Annotated in this window: 15 protein-coding genes and 2 rRNA genes; all 17 read left to right on the forward strand. The window is 60.1% G+C overall.

Annotated features, from left to right (window positions below; genetic code table 11):
• Positions 1-410: ribosomal RNA gene (locus tag HMPREF0045_RS00005) — 23S ribosomal RNA — on the forward strand; the annotation flags it as partial.
• A gap of 175 nt (positions 411-585) precedes the next feature.
• Positions 586-703, forward strand: a 5S ribosomal RNA gene (gene rrf, locus HMPREF0045_RS00010).
• Positions 704-992: 289 nt separating this feature from the next.
• Positions 993-2,777, forward strand: a complete 1,785-nt coding sequence (locus HMPREF0045_RS10300; RefSeq protein WP_005984295.1) for a tetratricopeptide repeat protein — start codon at positions 993-995, stop codon at positions 2,775-2,777.
• A complete protein-coding gene (locus HMPREF0045_RS00020; RefSeq protein ID WP_005984297.1) occupies positions 2,774-3,820 on the forward strand; it encodes an HAD-IIA family hydrolase in 1,047 nt (348 codons plus the stop codon). The genes HMPREF0045_RS10300 and HMPREF0045_RS00020 overlap by 4 nt, the downstream gene beginning before the upstream one ends.
• On the forward strand, positions 3,820-4,674 hold the full coding sequence (locus HMPREF0045_RS00025) for a TlyA family RNA methyltransferase (RefSeq protein WP_005984299.1): 855 nt from the start codon (positions 3,820-3,822) through the stop codon (positions 4,672-4,674). Before HMPREF0045_RS00020 ends, HMPREF0045_RS00025 begins: the two co-directional genes overlap by 1 nt.
• A gap of 70 nt (positions 4,675-4,744) precedes the next feature.
• A complete protein-coding gene (locus HMPREF0045_RS00030; RefSeq protein ID WP_050807401.1) occupies positions 4,745-5,587 on the forward strand; it encodes an NAD kinase in 843 nt (280 codons plus the stop codon).
• Positions 5,587-7,323 carry a DNA repair protein RecN gene (recN, locus tag HMPREF0045_RS00035; RefSeq protein ID WP_005984302.1) on the forward strand — a complete coding sequence of 579 codons (1,737 nt, stop codon included), beginning with the start codon at positions 5,587-5,589 and terminating at the stop codon, positions 7,321-7,323. Before HMPREF0045_RS00030 ends, recN begins: the two co-directional genes overlap by 1 nt.
• Positions 7,320-8,525 (forward strand): putative cytokinetic ring protein SteA, encoded by a 1,206-nt coding sequence (steA, locus tag HMPREF0045_RS00040; RefSeq protein ID WP_005984304.1) that lies wholly within the window; start codon positions 7,320-7,322, stop codon positions 8,523-8,525. Before recN ends, steA begins: the two co-directional genes overlap by 4 nt.
• A gap of 11 nt (positions 8,526-8,536) precedes the next feature.
• The gene (locus HMPREF0045_RS00045) at positions 8,537-9,451 is read left to right on the forward strand and encodes a copper transporter (protein WP_005984306.1); all 915 of its coding nucleotides are present in this window, start codon (positions 8,537-8,539) and stop codon (positions 9,449-9,451) included.
• Positions 9,452-9,478: 27 nt separating this feature from the next.
• Positions 9,479-10,456, forward strand: coding sequence for a hypothetical protein (locus tag HMPREF0045_RS00050; protein WP_005984307.1), 978 nt, complete (start codon positions 9,479-9,481; stop codon positions 10,454-10,456).
• Positions 10,438-12,114 carry a murein biosynthesis integral membrane protein MurJ gene (murJ, locus tag HMPREF0045_RS00055; RefSeq protein WP_005984308.1) on the forward strand — a complete coding sequence of 559 codons (1,677 nt, stop codon included), beginning with the start codon at positions 10,438-10,440 and terminating at the stop codon, positions 12,112-12,114. Before HMPREF0045_RS00050 ends, murJ begins: the two co-directional genes overlap by 19 nt.
• Before the next feature lie 2 nt (positions 12,115-12,116).
• A complete protein-coding gene (locus HMPREF0045_RS00060) occupies positions 12,117-13,322 on the forward strand; it encodes a glycosyltransferase (protein WP_005984309.1) in 1,206 nt (401 codons plus the stop codon).
• A gap of 32 nt (positions 13,323-13,354) precedes the next feature.
• On the forward strand, positions 13,355-15,112 hold the full coding sequence (locus tag HMPREF0045_RS00065; protein WP_005984310.1) for a CTP synthase: 1,758 nt from the start codon (positions 13,355-13,357) through the stop codon (positions 15,110-15,112).
• Positions 15,112-15,786: an NUDIX domain-containing protein gene (locus HMPREF0045_RS00070; RefSeq protein ID WP_005984312.1), complete on the forward strand. Its 675-nt coding sequence runs from the start codon at positions 15,112-15,114 to the stop codon at positions 15,784-15,786. Before HMPREF0045_RS00065 ends, HMPREF0045_RS00070 begins: the two co-directional genes overlap by 1 nt.
• Positions 15,787-15,842: 56 nt before the next feature.
• Positions 15,843-16,559, forward strand: a complete 717-nt coding sequence (locus HMPREF0045_RS00075) for a nitroreductase (protein ID WP_005984314.1) — start codon at positions 15,843-15,845, stop codon at positions 16,557-16,559.
• A 356-nt stretch (positions 16,560-16,915) separates the two neighbouring features.
• Entirely contained in the window at positions 16,916-17,647 is a 732-nt protein-coding gene (locus tag HMPREF0045_RS00080; protein WP_005984316.1) for a helix-turn-helix transcriptional regulator, read from the forward strand.
• On the forward strand, positions 17,644-19,080 hold the full coding sequence (sufB, locus tag HMPREF0045_RS00085; protein WP_005984318.1) for a Fe-S cluster assembly protein SufB: 1,437 nt from the start codon (positions 17,644-17,646) through the stop codon (positions 19,078-19,080). Before HMPREF0045_RS00080 ends, sufB begins: the two co-directional genes overlap by 4 nt.
• Positions 19,081-19,089: the final 9 nt, after the last annotated feature.

The following is a 19,089-nucleotide window of genomic DNA, read 5'->3' on the forward strand; positions in this document are numbered from 1 at the left end:
GGCACCTCGATGTCGGCTCGTCGCATCCTGGGGCTGGAGCAGGTCCCAAGGTTGGGCTGTTCGCCCATTAAAGCGGTACGCGAGCTGGGTTTTAGAACGTCGTGAGACAGTTCGGTCCCTATCCTCTGCGCGCGTTGGAAAACTTGAGAAGGGCTGTCCCTAGTACGAGAGGACCGGGACGGACGAACCTCTGGTGTGCCAGTTATCCTGCCAGGGGTATGGCTGGTTTGCTACGTTCGGGATGGGTAACCGCTGAAAGCATCTAAGCGGGAAACTAGCTTCGAGATTAGGTTTCCGTCCCTGTTTTTTGGGGGGAGGTTCCCGGTAGATTACCGGGTTGATAGGCTAGGAGTGTAGACATTGTAAGGTGACCAGCTTACTAGTACTAATTGACCGATTACTAACAATAACTTGTTGCATCAGCTTTGGTTGGTGTTTGTTTGATGGTGTTTGCGTCCACTGTGCGGTTCACGACCAACACGGCCTCGAATCCTTAATGGGTTTGTGGGTTGGGTTGTTAAGTGGATAATTGTTTCACTGACTTGGGTTTCGCCCTTTTTGTTGGGGTGTTGCTTGTTTGGTTGTGTTGGTGGTTTTAGCGAGGGGGTTACACCCAGTATCCTTTCCGAACCTGGAAGTTAAGCCTTTCTGCGCTGATGGTACTGCAACTGGTGGGTTGTGGGAGAGTAGGGCGCTGCCAACCGTTTCCTTATGGTGGTGGGGGTGTTGATCCTTCGGGGTTGGCACCCCCACCACTTTTTTTGTTTGTGTTTCGAGCCCCCACCGCTTTTTTTGTGTTTGTGTGGTGGGGTTGTGTTTGGGGGGTGGGTTGCCCCCCAAAATTTTTTGTGCGTTTAGAAGAAGGCAGACACCGGTAAAGGTAGTCAAAGACACGCCTACGGTTAGATGCCAGACATACTAGAACTGCACCTACCCGGCTAAACTTGATACTAGGTTTATACGTATATTCTCAACTAAACAGGATGGTTTTGATGGCGCAACGCTTTGATGATTCTCGTTCAGGCGGCGATAACCGCAATCAGGGGCGTGGCGGCGACCGCCACGGTGGCGATCGACGTCGTCGAGATGAGGCGCATAACCGTTCTGGGGCACGTGACTACCGTAGCGAAGGCCAGCGCGGACACTACCGCAACAATGACGAGCACAGCCGCGACCGTCGTCATGACGGTGAGCGTTATGGCGAACGATCCAACTCTCGCTACGGAGACCGTCACGAGGGCGGCCGTAACTGGCATGAGGGTGAGCGCCGCGATGAGCGTTCCCGCCGCGAAGGGGAACGCCGTGACGGGGGCCGTAACTGGCGCGATTCGCGTGATGGTGAGCGTCGCGAAGGCCGCAGCTGGCGTGATGGGGACCGTCGTCGTGATGGTGAGCGCCGCGAAGATCGCCCGCGCCGTGAAGAAGGCCGCCGTGAAGAGCGCAATTGGGGCGATCGTCCCCGCCGCGACGAGCGTGGCTGGGAAGAGCGCGGTCACGAGCGTCGTCGTGATGGTGAGCGCCGTGATGAGCGTAACTGGCACGAAGGTGAGCGTCGCGAAGATCGCCCTCGTCGTGAGGGAGACCGTCGTGATGAGCGTCCGCGCCGCGACGGCGAACGCTCCGATTTCCGTCGTGGCCAGGGCCGTGGCGGCAGCCGTAACGGCCGCTTTGACCGTGACCGCCTGCGCGGAGAACGCCGCAACTCGCGTCCGCCCCAGCGTAACCGTGTGCCCGAGCCGGAGTTGCCTGAAGACGTTAGCGCCAAGGACCTAGAAAGCCCCGCCCGTATGGCGCTGCGTGCGCTTAGCCGCCTCAACGCCGAAAACATTGCCCGTCACCTCGTGATGACCCAGCGTCTGCTAGACACCGATCCGGAAGTGGCTTACGCCCACGCCCGCTACGCCGCCTCGCACGCTGGCCGTATCGCTATTGTGCGTGAAGCTGCCGGTATCGCCGCCTACGTGGCCGGGCTGTATTCAGAGGCGCTGCGTGAACTGCGCGCGGCCCGTCGCCTCAGCGGCATGGACACCATGTACCGCGCCATGGAAGTTGACTGTGAACGCGCCCTGGGCCGCCCTGACGCCGCATTGCGCTCAGCCCAGAACGCCCTACAGCTAGACCTGGAAGATGACGAACGCGCTGAGCTGGCCATCGTGGTCACCGGCATTTACCACGACCAGGGCAATGACGAGCTGGCCCTGATCACCATTGAGGACGCCATTCGTAAGGCTCCCAAGGACACTGAGATCCTGCGTCGCCTGCACTCCGTGCGCGCTGACCGCCTAGAAGACCTAGGCCGGGTGCGTGAAGCCGAGGCTATTCGTGAGCGCATTTACGTGCCCGAAGAGCCCGAAGTTGAGCTATACGACATTGAGGAAGAATCTGCCCCCGAACTGGCTGAAATTGCTCGCCAGCTAGAAGAGCAGAGCCAGGCTGAGGCTGCTGAGCGTCGTCGTGAGGCTGAGGAGCTAGAGGCCGCCCGCCAGGAGGGTTCCGCCGACGGCGCCGCTGCCGACGACGCCGCTGCTGACGGCATCGAGGGTGCTGACGGCGCCGAGGATGCAGATGGCGCCGCTGCGGATAGCGAGAGTGCGGACTCTGCTGTGGGTGGTGAGACCGACGACGTCGTAGACACCGTCCAGGACGGGGCGGATGAGGACGCTACTGCTGAGGAGAGCGAGCCCGAGGCAGCTGAAGCAGCTGGCAACGCTGAAGGCGACGACGTCGACCCTATTGCCGCCGAGGTAGAGGACGTAATCGAAGGACGTAGCAAATGAGCGCCACCCTGCTGGGCACCACCAAGCCGCTAGTTGAAGAATTTGAACTTGCCCTGCTGGACCTAGACGGGGTGTGCTACTCCGGCGCCGACCCGGTTGTACACGCCGCTGACTCAGTCATGGCCGCCAAAGGCCAGGGGCTACGCACCTGCTTCGTCACCAACAACGCCTCACGCACCCCCGCCCAGGTGGTAGCTAAACTTGCCGGCTTTGGCATTGAGGCAGATGAGCAGCAGATCTACACCGCCGCCATGGACGCGGTGGCGCTGCTAGCTGAGCACGTGCCGGCCCCCGCAACCGTGCTGGTAGTCGGTGGTGCCGGGGTGGAGCAGGCCCTAACTGAGGCCGGTTACACCACCACCCGCAGCGCCCTAGATAACCCGGTGGCAGTGGTACAGGGCTATGACCCCAGTGTTGACTGGGCGGCCATGAGTGAAGCCGCCTACGCCATCACCAACGGGGCCCTGCACGTGGCCACCAACCTGGACTCCACCTTGCCCACCGAGCGCGGCTTTGCGCTAGGTAACGGCTCGCTAGTGGCCGCAGTAGTGCACGCCACCGAACGCCAGCCGCTAGCTGCCGGTAAGCCTTTTGCTGGTATCTACACGCGCGCCATTGCCCGCTCAGGCGGTGGCAAAGCCATCGCGGTAGGCGACCGGCTAAACACCGACCACGCCGGAGCACGCCAATCCTCACTACCCTCGCTGCACGTACTTACCGGTGTGGCCAGCGCGCGCGACGTGCTGCTAGCCCCGCCCCAGTACCGGCCCACCTTCCTGCACACTGACCTGCGCGGTTTGCTTGAGCCTGCGCCGGCGCCCCAACGCGTCGACGACGGCTGGCTGGTGGGTGACGCCGTCGCCAAGGTAGAAAACGGCGCCGTAACCCTAAGCTTTGACGGTAAAAACGTTGAGCTGGGCGGCCAGAGCGTAACTTTGAGCCTAAACGCCTACCGGGCCGCCGCCGTGGCCGCCTGGGACCTGGCTGATCAGGGCCAAACCCTAAGCAACCTGCCAGATATCACGGTTGCAGAAGCGCGTTAATGGCTAGGCTGACCCGCTTAGACACCGAGCTGGTACGCCGCCAGCTAGCACCTTCACGTAACCAGGCTGCCGCGCTTATCAGTGATGGCAAAGTGAAAGTTGACGGTCAGGTAGTTACCAAACCCGCCCGGCAGGTCAACCCGGCACAAGCCATTTTGGTAAGCCAAGACCAGGGGCCTAACTATGTTTCGCGTGGCGCCCACAAACTAGCTGGCGCCCTAGACATTCTGGCCCAGCGCGGGATTGAGGCCACGGTTGCCGGGCGCCAATGCCTTGATGCGGGCGCCTCCACCGGGGGCTTTACTGACGTTTTGCTGCGGCGTGGGGCGGCCCGGGTTACCGCCGCTGACGTGGGCTATGGGCAGCTGGCCTGGTCGCTACAAAGCGATCCGCGCGTAAACGTCATGGACCGTACCAATGTGCGCACCCTGGCAGCCGGGGATATCACTCCTGCCCCCACCCTGGTGGTTTCGGATCTGTCTTTTATCTCCCTGACCCTGGTACTGCCGGCACTGGTGGCAGTGGCCGCCGCCGCCGCTGACTTCCTGCTAATGGTTAAGCCCCAGTTTGAGGTAGGTAAAGAACTTATCGGACATGGTGGGGTGGTGCGTGACGTGCGCCTACACGCCCAGGCCATCACCAAGGTGGCCACCTGCGCGTTAGAGCTAGGTTTAAGCATTGAGGCCGTGGCTCCCTCACCCCTGCCCGGGCCAGCCGGAAACGTCGAGTACTTCCTGTATATGCACGCTGGCGCTGAAAGCTCCTTGACCGCCGATGACTTACAAGCTGAGATAGAAGCAGCCATAATTTCAGGTCCGGCTGGAAAAGGCGCGAAGGCTAAACTTCGCCGCTAAGCCAAGATAGGGGAGGAAGATTTTGGCCGCTGCGCGCACAACCTCACCGCGTAGAGTTTTGGTGCTCGAAATGAATCGAGCCCTACCCCCATCAACTATTCGCAGCCCGCGTGAACCCTCTAGCTCGCAGCTAGACACTGTCTCTAAGGCTTTGGTTAAACATGGGGTGCAGGTGCTGCGCAAACGCAGCCAAGCTAAACAGGCCCAAGCCATTGTGGTGCTGGGCGGCGACGGCACTATCTTGTCTGCCGCCGAGATTGCGCGCGAATACGATATTCCGCTGCTGGGTATTAACACGGGTCACGTAGGTTTCTTGGCTCAAGCTGAGCCCGCTGAAATGCTTGACGCCATTGAATCTCTATCTGAAGGTGACTACACGGTAGAGCCACGCATGACCCTGGCAGTATCTGTGCGCCAACCCAACGGGGACATCAGCCACGGCTGGGCCCTTAATGAGGCAGCCTTGGAGCGTCGCGACCGGGCGCATATGGCCGAAATTTCTTTAGGTATTGATGGTCACGCCGTCTCCTCATTTGGCTGTGACGGCCTGATTACTGCCACCCCTACCGGCTCAACCGCCTACGCTTTTAGCTGTGGCGGGCCGGTGATGTGGCCAGACACCCAAGCCATGCTGGTGGTGCCGGTGGCTGCCCATGCGCTGTTTACCCGGCCCCTAGTAATTGGTCCGCATTCACGCCTGGAAGTGCAGGTACAGTGGTGCGGCGATTATCCTTGTGAAATCTGGTGCGACGGACGCCGTTCCATACCGGCTCCGGCTGGCTCAACAGTGAGTGTGAGTGTGGCGCAGCGCCCAGTGAAACTGATCCGTATTGGCCAGATGCCCTTCTCGGCGCGTCTGGTAGCTAAATTCGAGCTGCCCGTACGCGGCTGGCGTGAATCTAAGAGTCATTAATGATTGAAACTATTTCCATAGAAAACCTTGGTGTTATCGCCCAAGCTGAGCTGCCGTTAGGTCCGGGACTAACCGCCCTAACCGGTGAAACTGGTGCCGGTAAAACCATGGTGCTCACCTCCCTGAAACTACTGTTGGGAAGCAAAGCTGACCCGGCGATTGTGCGCGCAGGCACCCAGCGCTGCGTGGTTGAGGGAGCCTTTGCTTTAGAAGAAGACGCCAAATGCATCCAAATCGCCCAAGAAGCCGGCTGCGAAATTGAAGACGACCTGCTGCTAGCCTCCCGGGTGGTGCCCGCAACTGGCCGCTCGCGCGCACACCTAGGGGGCCGGGCCGTACCCGCCTCAGTGCTTGGCCAGGTGGGTAGTCGTTTAGTGTCTATCCACGGGCAAGCTGACCAGCTGCGCCTGCGCACTGCCGCCGCCCAACGCCGCGCCCTGGACGCCGTCGGAGGTAGCGAACACGAGCAACTATGCCGCCAATACAGCACCTGCTACCGGGCTTGGAATCAGGCCCGCCAAGATCTAGAAACCTGGCGTGAACAGGCCTTGGCGCGCGAAGGCGAAATTGCTGGCCTGCGCCACGCCCTTGAACAACTAGAAGCCCTAGACCCCAAGCCGGGGGAGGACCAGGCCCTAGCCGAAGAAGCCGGCCGCCTAGAAAACCTAGACCTGCTGCGTAGTGGGGCCGCTGAGGCCGCTAGTGCCATTAGTGGAGATGAGCTTAACGACGACGTCGCTAACGTTATCGCGTTAGTTTCTGTGGCACGCCGCGCCCTAGAAAACGCTGCCGACCACGACCCGCGCCTAGCTGCCCTAATGCCCCGACTTAACGAAGTGGCGGCGCTGACCAGTGACCTAGCCATGGAGCTAACCGACTACCTATCTGACCTAGACGCCGACCCTGACCGCCTAGCCTGGGTACATGAGCGGCGCGAACAGCTACGGCGCGGCTGCCTAGAAATCGGCGGGCTGGGCCAAGTATTTACCAATGTTGATGAGCTACTAGCTTTTGGCCAGCACTCCGCCGCCCGTCTAGCCCAACTAGATGGGCCGCTAGATCGCGAAACAGAACTAGCAGCTGAAGTTGAGCGCACCGGCAAAGAACTAAAAGCTGTTGCCAAACGCCTAAGCCAAGCCCGCACCAAACTCGCCAAGCTGTTAAGCCAACAGGTCAGCGCCGAGCTGGAGGGTTTAATGATGCGTGGGGCTAAGCTGCAAGTGAGGCTTAACCCGCTAGAACAGCCCGGCCCTACCGGCATGGAAGAAGTAGAGCTACTGCTACGCGCTCACCCAGGTGCGGCGGCGCTACCGCTAGAAAAAGGCGCCAGTGGCGGTGAACTAAGCCGCATCATGCTGGCCCTGGAAGTGGTTCTGGCGCAGCACACCGCCACCAAACGCCACACCTTCGTCTTTGACGAGATTGACGCCGGCGTTGGTGGGCGCGCCGCTGTAGAAATCGGCCGCCGCCTAGCCGCCCTAGCCCGTCACCATCAGGTGATTGTGGTTACTCACCTAGCGCAAGTGGCCGCCTGGGCTCAAACCCAACTGGTTGTAGTCAAACAGGTGGGTCAAGCCAGTAATGAAGCCACAACCACCGCCGTCGAGACCGTAGAGGGACCCGAGCGGGTGCGTGAACTGGCGCGAATGCTATCAGGACAAAGTGACTCACAAACGGCCTTACGCCACGCCGAGGAGTTACTTGAACAAGCGAACATGGCACAATCGAAACTGTGAAGCTACCCTTCCGTAAAAATGCAGCGTCCACCGCAGACCTATCGCAGGCTCGAGTGCGGGTAGATACGCGCACCAAAAATCTAACCAAACGCCTGCAACCGGGCGAAATTGCCGTCATCGACCACGGCGACCTAGACCGGGTAGCCGCCGAAGCCCTGGTGGAATGCCAGGTGCGGGCAGTTCTTAACGCCTCACCGTCAGTGTCGGGGCGTTACCCCAACCTAGGCCCAGACGTGCTGCTCGACAACGGTATTGTGTTAATTGACGGCCTAGGCCCAGACATCATGACCCTGCATGAGGGTAGCCAGGTACGTATTGAACAAGACGGCCAGGTTTTCTCCAAATCCGGCAAGCTAATCGCCCAGGGCACGCTGCAAACCAAGGAAAGCGTAGCCCAGCTGATGGACCAAGCCCGCCAGGGCTTATCGCATCAGCTGGAAGCTTTCGCCGCCAACACCATGGACTATATGAAGCAGGAACGTGACCTGCTGCTAAACGACGTGGGTATGCCTGAGCTACGCACCAACTTCTCTGGCAAACATGTGCTGGTAGTGGTGCGTGGCTACAGCTACAAAGAAGACCTAAAGGCGCTACGCTCCTACATTCGCGAATATCGCCCCATCATCATTGGTGTAGACGGCGGCGCTGACGCGGTTATGGAAATTGGTTTCAAACCCGACCTGGTAGTTGGGGATATGGACTCAGTTTCCGACAAAGCCCTAAAGAGCGGCGCCGAGATTATCGTGCACGCCTACCGTGACGGGCGCGCCCCCGGCCTGGCCCGAGTAGAAGAGCTAGGGGTAGAACACACCGTCTTTGCCGCCACCGGCACCAGCGAAGACATCGCCATGCTGATCGCTGATTCTGGCGGCGCCCAGCTGATCGTAGCGGTGGGCACCCACGTAACCTTGCTGGAATTTTTAGACAAGGGCCGTGAAGGTATGAGCTCCACCTTCCTAACCCGCCTTAAGGTAGGCTCCAAACTAATTGACGCCAAGGGCGTCTCGCAGATCTACCACACTCGCGTCTCTAACTGGCAAATCATGTTGCTTGCGCTAGCTGGACTACTAGCCATCTTTGCGGCGCTATACGCTACACCTGCCGGTCAGACCCTATTAGGGCTGTTGGCAGCCGGTATTGATGACATGGTTGATACCGTGCGCTCATGGGTTGGCCTACGCCCCACCACCCCCAATATTTAAGGACTACTGCCATGATTGACTTTCGCTACCACCTAGTTTCTTTGATCGCGGTGTTCATGGCGCTAGCCGTCGGCGTGGTGTTGGGGGCCGGTCCCTTGCAGGGCACGCTCGGCAGTGCGCTATCTGACCAGGTCACCCAGCTACGTGCAGACCGCAATAGCCTCTCGCGTAACCTGGAAACCACCCAGAAAGCCGTCAACGACCGCGACAGCTACATTAGCGCCAGCTCCAAGACCCTACTGGCAGGGTCTTTGTCCGGTCAGCGAGTAGCTGTGGTGAGCCTACCGGGAGCCAATAGCGACGACGTCGACGCTACCGTAAGCGCCCTGACCAACGCCGGCGCCACCATCAGCGCCCGCGTGAGCCTAACCGACGCCTGGGTGAGCAAGAGCCGCGAAACTTTCCGCTCCACCTACGCCGCCCAGTTCGCCAGCTACCTGCCCGGCACCGTTAAAGCCGCCAGCGGCAACGAACTACTGGGCCAGGGCCTAGCCGTAGCCCTAACCAGCCCCGAATCCCAGGGCTCAAACCTGCAGGATCTACTCACCGCCTCCGAAAACCCCCTGATCAAGGTGGAAAGCAAGGACGGCGCCGCTGGACGCATTGTGGTGGTAGGCCCGCGCTCGGCTGACCCCAAGAGCGTCAACTCCTCTGAGATTGCAACCCAAAACACCAACTGGCTCACCGCTCTGCGTGGCGTCAGCTCCGTGGCCCCCACCGTACTGGAGGGCGCCGCTAGCAGCGACACAGATCTAGTTTCAGCCGCCCGCAGCGCCGGCACCACCCTAACCACCGTGGACAGTGTGGGCTCAGCACCCGCCGCAGTTACCTCCGCCCTGGCCCTGGCCAACGCCAAGGCAGCCACCAAAGCTGCCTACGGTTTCGCCGCTAACGCCGACGCCCTCATGCCCGGCGTGGCCAAGTAGCAGCCAAGTAAAACAGGAGCTAACCCTATGCGCCTTAGTATCAGCCCCCGTCAGCTACCCGTAGTGGTCGCCGGCATCGGGGTATGCGCCGGCCTTGGCTATGTGCTGCGCCGCAAACACATTAAAGCCAGCCAATGGGAGCGCACTAACTTCCACGGCGCCACCGTGAGCCTACGCGGAGGCGTAGCCATGGCCGGTGCCAGCGTGGCTAGTGCCGCCGTGGCCAGCGCGCTCAGCGACCAGCCCCGCGCCGCCCTGGGTGGGGTAGTAGCTTCCTTGGGTGGGGGCCTGGCCGGCTATATCGACGACGTCGATCAAGGCGCCCACGACGGCGGCAAGGTAGCTAAAGGCCTCAAAGGCCACCTAGGCGCCCTAGCCCACGGGCAGGTAACCACCGGCGTAATCAAAATTGCTGGAATTGGCGCTAGCGCGCTCGCGGCCAGCGCCCTGGTGGGGTCTAAGGCCACCAGCGTGGGCGGGAAAGTAGCGGACCTGGTGCTAAACACGGTGCTGATTGCTGGCACCGCTAACCTGGCGAACCTGTTGGATCTGCGTCCAGGGCGGGCCCTTAAAGCCACAGTGCTGGTGGCTACGCCGCTAAGCTACTTCAGCGCCGCCGCCGCAAAGGCCCCGGCCTGGGAGGCGTCAGTTACGTCAGCGACGGCGTCGGCGTCAGGGGCGGCGTCGGCCACGCCAGCCGCGCCGGCTTCAGCCTCAGGGGCTAGCGCCCAGCGTTTGCTGGCTAGCGGGCTTAACGCCGCCGCTATCACTGCCCTGGTGGAAGACCTGCAAGAAACCACCATGCTGGGAGACACCGGCGCCAACGCTGCCGGCGCCCTGCTGGGCACCTCCCTGGCAGCCAATGACTCCTGGAAATTGCGTCTGGGGGCAGCCCTGGGCGTGGTGGCTTTGATTCTGGCTTCTGAGAAAGTTTCATTTTCTAAGGTGATTGCCGCCAACCCGGCCCTGAACTGGCTTGACCAGCTATGGCGTCGCCCGCTGTAAAACCTAGTGGCGCCCAAAAACCTAGTGGCGCCCAGCAGGGCGAGATTTCAGCTACTCAAGGCGCTAAGACCGGCGCCTCCCTGGGGGCTAAAGCAGGCCAGGTAGGCACCTTCACCTTAGCCTCGCGACTGCTGGGATTTTTGCGCTGGGTAGTGCAGGCCGCCACGGTTGGCTCTGGCGCCATGGCGGGGGCCTACAGCTCCGCCAACCAGATCCCCAACGTGTTTTACGAGGTGGTGGTCGGTGGAGCCCTGGCCGGCACGGTAGTGCCCCTGCTAGCCGGCGCTATTGCCCACGGTCAACGTGAAAAGGTGCGTGAGACTGCTAGTGGCCTGCTGGGTTTAACCCTGGCAGTGCTGGTGCCCCTAGCGCTGCTAATGGCGCTATTTGCTGAGCCCCTGGCGCAGCTGCTGGTCACCAGTGACACTCGCATGGGTGCCGATAAGGCCGCAATCACCTACTGGGGTGGCAGCCACCAGCTAGTGGTGGCGTTTTTGCGCATGTTTGCCCTGCAAATCCCGCTTTACGGCTTGGGTGTGGTGCTCACCGGCGTGCTGCAGGCTTACAACCGTTTCACCTGGCCGGCGCTGGCCCCGATTTTTTCCAGCCTGGTCGTGATGCTCACCTATGGCATCTATGGCTTGCTTATAGATGCAGGTCACTATGCTCAGGCAGTGCTTGTCCTGGGGTGGGGTACAACCGCTGGCGTGGCCGCGCTGAGTTTGCCACTGCTGTGGCCGGTGCATCGCCTGGGGCTGGGGCTGCGTGCGCGCCTGCGCCTGCCTGCGGGCACTTTCACCCAGCTGCGCTCACTGGCGGGGGCGGGGATTGCGGCCCTGATTGCCCAGCAGATAAGTGTGCTAACGGTAGTGGCAGTGGCGCGTCGTTACGGCAGCGCCGGTACGATCGCTATCTACCAGTACACCCAGGCTATCTACGTTTTGCCCTATGCAGTGCTCGCCGTACCCCTGGCCACGGTGGTATATCCGCAGCTGGCAGCCCGTTTGGCGAGTAAGCATGTTTCACGTGAGACAAAGGATCTAATCGCTAACTCCACAGCTTTGGTTACTTTGGCGGCCTGCGTGGGGGCAGGGGCTTTAATGCTGGGAGCGCCGGTGGCCCAGCAGGTATTTGGGCTGATCACCACGGTGGACTATATGGGGGCCGCACTGGTGGCTTTCGCTCCGGGCCTGGTGGGTTATGCCCTGATTTATCAACTCACCCGGGTGCTTTATGTGCTCGACGCCGCCCGTAGCGCCGCCCTGGCTACTTGCCTGGGTTGGTTGGTGGTAGCCGGCGCTAGTTGGATGTTTAGTGCTAACGCTAAAGGCGCAGCGGTGCTGGTATATCTGGGCGCTGCCTCCTCAGCTGGTATGAGCCTGGCTGGGGTGGCGTTAGCGCTGGTATTGGCGCGCCGGGTAGGGGCTAGAGCCTTGGTGCCCAGCTTGAAAATAGTGGCTTTGTATCTGGTAGTGAGCGCGCCGGCATTAGCGCTAGCACAGCTACTTGACCCCACTAGTGCGCTAGGAATAGTGGGCTTGTTAGCTTTGGCTTTAGCCGTAGCTGGCGTTATCGCCCTAGGTGGGGTCCGTTTGGTGCCCCAAAGCATTAAAGTGCTGCGCTCACGTAAAGCGCTGGCCAAAACTGAGCAGGAGTGAGCATGACGCGCGTTTTAGAGTTAAGCGCCCAGGCCGCCGGGGGAGTGCGTGCACACATCCGCCAGGTGTCCCAGCTACTGGCTAAAGACGGCCATCAGGTTTTGCTAGCGGGACCTAGTAACGTCATCTCGCCGGCCGACGACGCTGTGAGCGGTGCTTGCCTGCGCACCTACCAAATCGATATTGGCGCCCGCCCCTCAGGAGCTGACTTAAAAGCGCTGCGCCAACTAAAACAGCTGGCTGCTACCGCGCAGGTAATTCACGCCCACGGCCTGCGCGCCGGAGCTTTAGCGGTGCTAGCTGTTAAGCGTCTACCTGCCGCCAAGCGCCCGCGCGTGGTGGTGACCCTACATAACTTGCCAGTAGGCTCAGCCCCCACCCGCCTGGTGGGCCAGGTCCTGCAACTAGTGGTGGTTAAGGGCGCTGACTATGTGCTCACCGTCAGCCCCGATCTACTTGAAAAAGCTAAACAGCTAGGCCTTAAGGCAGGGGAAATCGCGGTTGTGCCCGCCCCGGCGCGCGGCTGCGCGGACTGCGGCTGCATGGATCGCGCCGCCCAGTCAGAAATCAGCCAGGCCAGTGCGCAGAGTTCGCACGCCGGCTCTGGTGTTGGCACTGGCTCTGGTGTTGGCACTGGCTCTGGTGTTGGCGCCGGTTCTAGTTATGGCGCCAGCTCTGCGGCCGGCTCTGGCGCTACCCCGTGCGTGCTTACCATTGCCCGCCTGGCCCCCCAAAAAGGCTTAGACCTGCTGCTAGAAGCAGCCGCCCTAATCAAACAACGCGGCATTGACTTCACCTGGCTAGTGGCGGGAGACGGCCCCCTTAAGGCGCAGTTAAACCAGCAAATTGCCGCCGCCGCCCTACCCGTCAAGCTGCTGGGGCGCCGTGAAGACATTGGCGCTCTGCTGTCCCAAGCTGATGTGGTGGTGCAAACCTCCTACTGGGAAGGTCAGCCGCTGACCCTGCGTGAAGCTATGCAAGCGGGCCGCGCTATTGTGGCCACCGATGTTGGCGGCAGCGCCTACACTTTGGCCGGCTGCGGTCAGTTGGTAGAGCCCCAGGCAGGTCCGCTAGCCGACGCCGTCGTCGCCGTAATCAGCGACCCTAAGCGGCGCGAAAGCTTAGAAGCAGCCTCGCGCGCCGCCGTCGCCAAAATCCCCGGGGAAACGCAACTACGTGAGCAACTAGACCGAGTACTAAAACTTTAAAGGTCACTTTAGGGGGAGTAGGCTGGAAGTCCGTGATAGATGCATACGGAAACCACGGCCACGTAACCCGACACATTTTCGTAACCGGAGGCGTAGTTTCCTCCCTCGGTAAAGGGCTAACCGCCTCCAGTCTGGGGCGACTGCTACGTTCACGCGGACTAAGCGTGGCCATGCAGAAACTGGATCCCTACATCAACGTAGACCCGGGTACCATGAACCCCTTCCAGCACGGCGAGGTGTTCGTAACTGAAGACGGCGCCGAAACCGACCTAGACATTGGTCACTATGAGCGCTTCTTGGATGTAAACCTATCGGGCAAAGCCAACGCCACCACCGGGCAGGTCTACTCAAACGTAATTGCTAAAGAACGTCGCGGCGAATACCTAGGCGACACGGTGCAGGTCATCCCGCACATTACTGACGAAATCAAGCGCGTGATGCGCGCCCAGGCTGAGCCCGACAGTGACGGCAACGCCCCCGACGTAATCATCACCGAAATCGGCGGAACCGTTGGTGACATTGAATCCCAGCCCTTCCTAGAAGCCGCCCGGCAGGTGCGCGCCGACATTGGCCGCGCCAACGTGGCTTTCGTGCACGTATCCTTGATTCCTTTCCTGCCCGCCGCCGGCGAGCTCAAAACCAAGCCCACCCAACACTCGGTGGCGGCCCTGCGCAATATTGGTATCCAGCCAGATGCGCTGGTGCTACGCACTGACCGGCCCTTGCCTGAAGGCATCAAAGGCAAAGTGGCGCTCATGTGCGACGTAGAGCGCGAAGCCGTAATTGAATGTAAAGACGCCGCCTCCATTTACGAAGTTCCCCCCACCTTGCACCGTGAGGGCCTAGATGCCTTCCTGGTGCAGCGCCTGGGGCTAACCTTCCGTGACGTGGACTGGCGCGAATGGAATGCGCTGCTAGAGCGGGTGCACTCGCCTAAGTACCGCGTTGAGGTGGCGCTGGTTGGTAAGTACGTGGATCTGCACGACGCCTACCTGTCCGTCTCTGAAGCTATTAAGCACGGCGGTTTTGCCAACAACGCCCATGTGGATATCCGCTGGGTGGCTTCTGACCAGTGCGAAACCCCTAACGGTGCGCAGCTGGCCCTGGCCGGGGTGGACGCTATTGTGGTACCCGGCGGTTTTGGGGTGCGCGGCATTGAAGGCAAGCTGGGGGCACTACGGTGGGCCCGTGAACACGGCGTGCCCACCTTGGGTATCTGCCTGGGCCTACAGTGCATGGTGATTGAAGCCGCCCGTAACCTGTTGGGGCTAAAGGCTGCCGCCTCCACTGAGATGGAAAGTGAAACCCCTGACCCGGTGGTTACCACCATGAATTCGCAGCGTGAATTTGTGGAAGGCGAAGGCGACCTGGGTGGCACTATGCGCCTGGGGGCTTACCCGGCTAAGCTCACCGCCGGCTCGGTGGTGGCCCAAGCCTATGGCACCTGTGAGGTTAGCGAGCGTCACCGTCACCGCTACGAGGTCAACAATGACTACCGCGAGCGCCTAGAATCTGTGGGCTTGCACGTGTGTGGTACCTCGCCGGATGGTAGTTTGGTGGAGTTCGTGGAGCTGGATTCTAAGCTTCACCCCTACTATGTGGCCACGCAGGCTCACCCTGAGTTTAAGTCTCGCCCCACTAAGGCTCACCCGTTGTTTGCGGGCTTGGTTAAGGCGGCTTTGGCTCGGCGTAGTGAGGTTTTTGCTTCGCCTAAGGCTCACTCACTGCCGCGTGAGGCTAGCTTGCAGGCGCGTGAGGCGGCCGCAGCTAAAAATGGAGAGGAACGCTGATGCAGTTGCGTGATGAGCGCGATCTTAGTCGGGAGCTGGTAAGTCACCAGCGTATGTGGTCTGGGCCGGTGTTTGCTTTGGATGCGGACACGTTGCGTCTAGAGCCGGGTGCGGATCCGATTGGGCGCCAGTATTTGGCGCATCATGGGGCTGTGGCGGTGGTGGCTTTGCGTGAGGGTGAGGATTCTTCTCAGCCCGACGGCGCCCCTGAGGTGCTTATGATCCGCCAGTATCGTCACCCGGTGCGCGCTAACCTTTGGGAGTTGCCGGCGGGTTTGATGGATCATGCGGGTGAGTCTGCTTTGGTGGCGGCTGAGCGTGAGCTGCGTGAAGAGACTGACATGGAGGCGCTCACTTGGCACACCTTGGTGGATGTGTTTTCTTCGGCTGGCTGTTTGACTGAGTCGCTGCGGGTGCTGCTGGCGCGGGATTTGCGCCGCGTGGAGCGTAACGATTTTGTGCGTGAAGATGAGGAAGCTGATTTGCGTCCCACCTGGGTGCCTTTGGTGCAGGCGGTGGATGCGGCGTTAGCTGGCCAGATTCATAATGCGGCGGCGGTGGCTGGTTTGCTGGCTACGGAGCGGATGCGTGCAAAGGGCTGGCAGGGGTTGCGTAGTGCGGATGCGCCGTGGCTGCGGGCTCCTTATGGCTTTGAGGTTGAGCCTGAGCTTTAAGCTGTTAGCTAGCTGTTTGGCGCTGTAACTGGGGCGGGGTTGCTAGGGTGGAAAGTATGAATGATTTTTCTGCTTTGGCAGCCTCGCGCCGTTCTGTGCGGGCTTATTTGGATAAGCCGGTTAGCGCTGAGGATTTACGCGCTATTCTCGACGACGCCGCTAGTGCCCCCAGCTGGTCTAATACGCGTGCTTTCCGGGTGGCTATTGCCCAGGGGGAGCAGGCCCAGCGTCTGCGTAAGGATTATGTGGAGCGTTTCGATAAGACCTTAGATATTCAGCATCACAAAGCTATGGCTGGCGCTAAGGCGGCGCTGCGTGGGGATTTGCCTGATGGGGATTTCCCGGTGTGGAAGCCTTATCCCAGTGAGCTGCGCCCGGCCCAGGTTGAGGTGGCTAAGCTGCTGTATGGGGCTTATGGGGTGGAGCGCTCTGATCATGCTGGGCGCGACGCCGCTAATAGGCGTAATGTGACTGCGTTTGATGCGCCGGTGATGGGTTTTGTGTTTGTTCATGAAAAGATGCTGCCTTGGTCGGCTATGGATGCGGGTTTGATGTTGCAGACCTTGTTCTTGTCGGCTAAGTCGCGTGGGATTGATTCGTGTGCGATTGGGATTTTGTCTACTTGGCGTGCCCCGGTGGAGGCTGAGTTTGAGATTCCTGAGCATTACAAGCTGATTACTGGTTTTGCTTTGGGTTATCGCGATCCGCAGGCGCCTATTAACCCGATGGCGGCTCCGCGCCCTGCGATTGAGTTATTGCCATCTAAAAATTGATTTGTGCGGCCTAATTTGCCGCTCTTTGGGCTTACGTCACCTGCCGGCAGGTGGTGGCGTAAGCCCTACTTATTTAAGGACATAGGTCCTTATCTGCTACGCTCGCTGCTAGCCGAATGTGGCCAAGTGTTCAACTTGGGTTTGGATGGGCTTAGGGGAGTGGCTAAAGCGTGAAATTGTGCAGGTAAACCTAAGTTAGGTTGAGCAAAGTTGGCGTGTTTCCGCTCTCAACAAAGCGGTTTTAGTATTTATGCAAGCCTAATCTTCGCTATTGTTGTGGGTGCCAGGTATGCTGGAAGCGACCAGGATATATGGCATCCCTAAGTTAGTTGCGGGCGATGCGTAAAGGAGGACCAATGAACTACGGCGACGACGCCGGCACTAGGGCTAAAGTCCTTGATCTCATTGTTGAGAAGGGGCCTATTACAGCCGCCCAGCTCGCGCGCGTACTTTCGCTAACCCCAGCCGCAATTAGGCGTCATATCACCGCCCTAGAAAACACCGGTCAGATTGAAGTCCATGAGCGTCTAGCGGCAGGTAGACGCGGACGCGGGCGCCCCGCACGCCACTATGTAGCCACCGCAGCCGCCCGCACCAACCTCCAAGAAGGTTACTCAGAACTTGCTAGTCGGGCCCTTTCCTACCTCTCCCAAATCGCTGGCGAAGATGCGGTAGATTCTTTTGCTGCAGCTCGCGGGCGAGAGTTAGAGCGGCGCTACAGCGGCGTCGTCGAGAGCGTAGGCAAAGACCCGGCAGCACGCGCACGCGCCCTAGCGGACGCACTTAGCGCTGACGGATACGCAGCCACCGTTCGTGAAATCGGGGACGGTACCTTTGCGGTCCAACTGTGCCAAGGCCACTGCCCAGTACGCGAGGTAGCCGGCAAATTTAATGAATTATGCGACGCGGAGACCGCTGCGTTCTCCAGGCTACTAGGAGTGCCGGTACAAAGACTGGCCACCCTAGCGGGCGGAGAACATGTGTGCACCACCCATGTGCCACTAGCGATGCCTACCGTGCGCGCCAGGGCCATCAGGCACCCACAGGAGCCTGCAAACTTACGCAGGCAAAAGGAAGGACAACGATGACAAGTACCACGAATGAGGCACAACGTAGCGACGAGGAGATCATTGCGTCTATCTCCACGTCCTACGACTACGGGTGGCATGACTCGGACGCCGCCGGCCAAAGTGCCAAGCGTGGACTGGACGAGCAGGTGGTACGAGACATCTCGGCCATCAAGCAAGAACCGCAATGGATGCTCGAACGCCGCCTGAAGGCATATGAAATTTTTGCGCGCAAACCCATGCCCACCTGGGGTATCGACCTATCCCAGCTAGACATGGATCAGGTCAAGTACTATGTGCGCTCCACTGAGCGTCCCACCAACAGCTGGGACGACCTACCCGAAGACATCAAAAACACCTACGACCGTCTAGGCATCCCCCAGGCCGAACACGAGCGTCTGGTGGCTGGTGTGGCCGCGCAGTACGAATCTGAAGTGGTTTACAACCAGATCCGTGGCGACCTAGAAGAACAGGGCGTTATCTTCGTCGACACCGACACCGCCCTCAAGAAGTACCCCGAACTGTTCAAGGAATACTTCGGCACCGTAGTTCCCGCCGGCGACAACAAGTTCGCCGCCCTGAACACCGCCGTATGGTCAGGTGGCTCCTTCATCTACGTGCCCCCGGGTGTACATGTAGAAATCCCTTTGCAGGCCTACTTCCGTATCAACACCGAAAACATGGGCCAGTTCGAGCGCACCCTAATCATCGCCGACGAGGGCTCATACGTGCACTACGTAGAAGGCTGCACCGCCCCCATCTACTCCACCGACTCGCTGCACTCAGCCATCGTGGAAATCGTAGTCAAAAAGAACGCCCGCGTTCGCTACACCACCATCCAAAACTGGTCTAACAACGTCTACAACCTAGTCACCCAGCGCGCCACCTGCGAAGAAGGCGCCACCATGGAATGGGTAGACGGCAACATCGGCTCCAAGCGCAACATGAAGTACCCGGCAGTATTCCTGCTCGGCCCCCACGCACGCGGTGAAGCCCTCTCCATCGCCTTCGCCGGCGAAGACCAGCACCAAGACACCGGCGCCAAGATGGTACACATGGCGCCCTACACCTCCAGCCACATTGTCTCCAAGTCCATCTCCCGTAACGGTGGACGCAGCGCCTACCGTGGCCTAGTAAAAATCATGCCCAACGCGCATCACTCCAAGTCCAACGTGCTCTGTGACGCGCTACTAATCGACGAAATCAGCCGTTCAGACACCTACCCCTACGTTGATGTACGCAACGACGAGGTAGAAATGGGCCACGAAGCCACCGTCTCCAAGGTAAGCGCAGACCAGCTGTTCTACCTGATGCAGCGCGGGCTAACCGAAACCGAAGCCATGGCCACCATCGTGCGTGGCTTCGTCGAGCCCATTGCCCGTGAGCTACCCATGGAATACGCCCTGGAACTCAACCGTCTAATCGAGCTACAGATGGAAAACTCGGTCGGCTGACCGCGAGGA

Source organism: Actinomyces graevenitzii C83 (assembly GCF_000239695.1).
Taxonomy (GTDB): domain Bacteria; phylum Actinomycetota; class Actinomycetes; order Actinomycetales; family Actinomycetaceae; genus Actinomyces; species Actinomyces graevenitzii.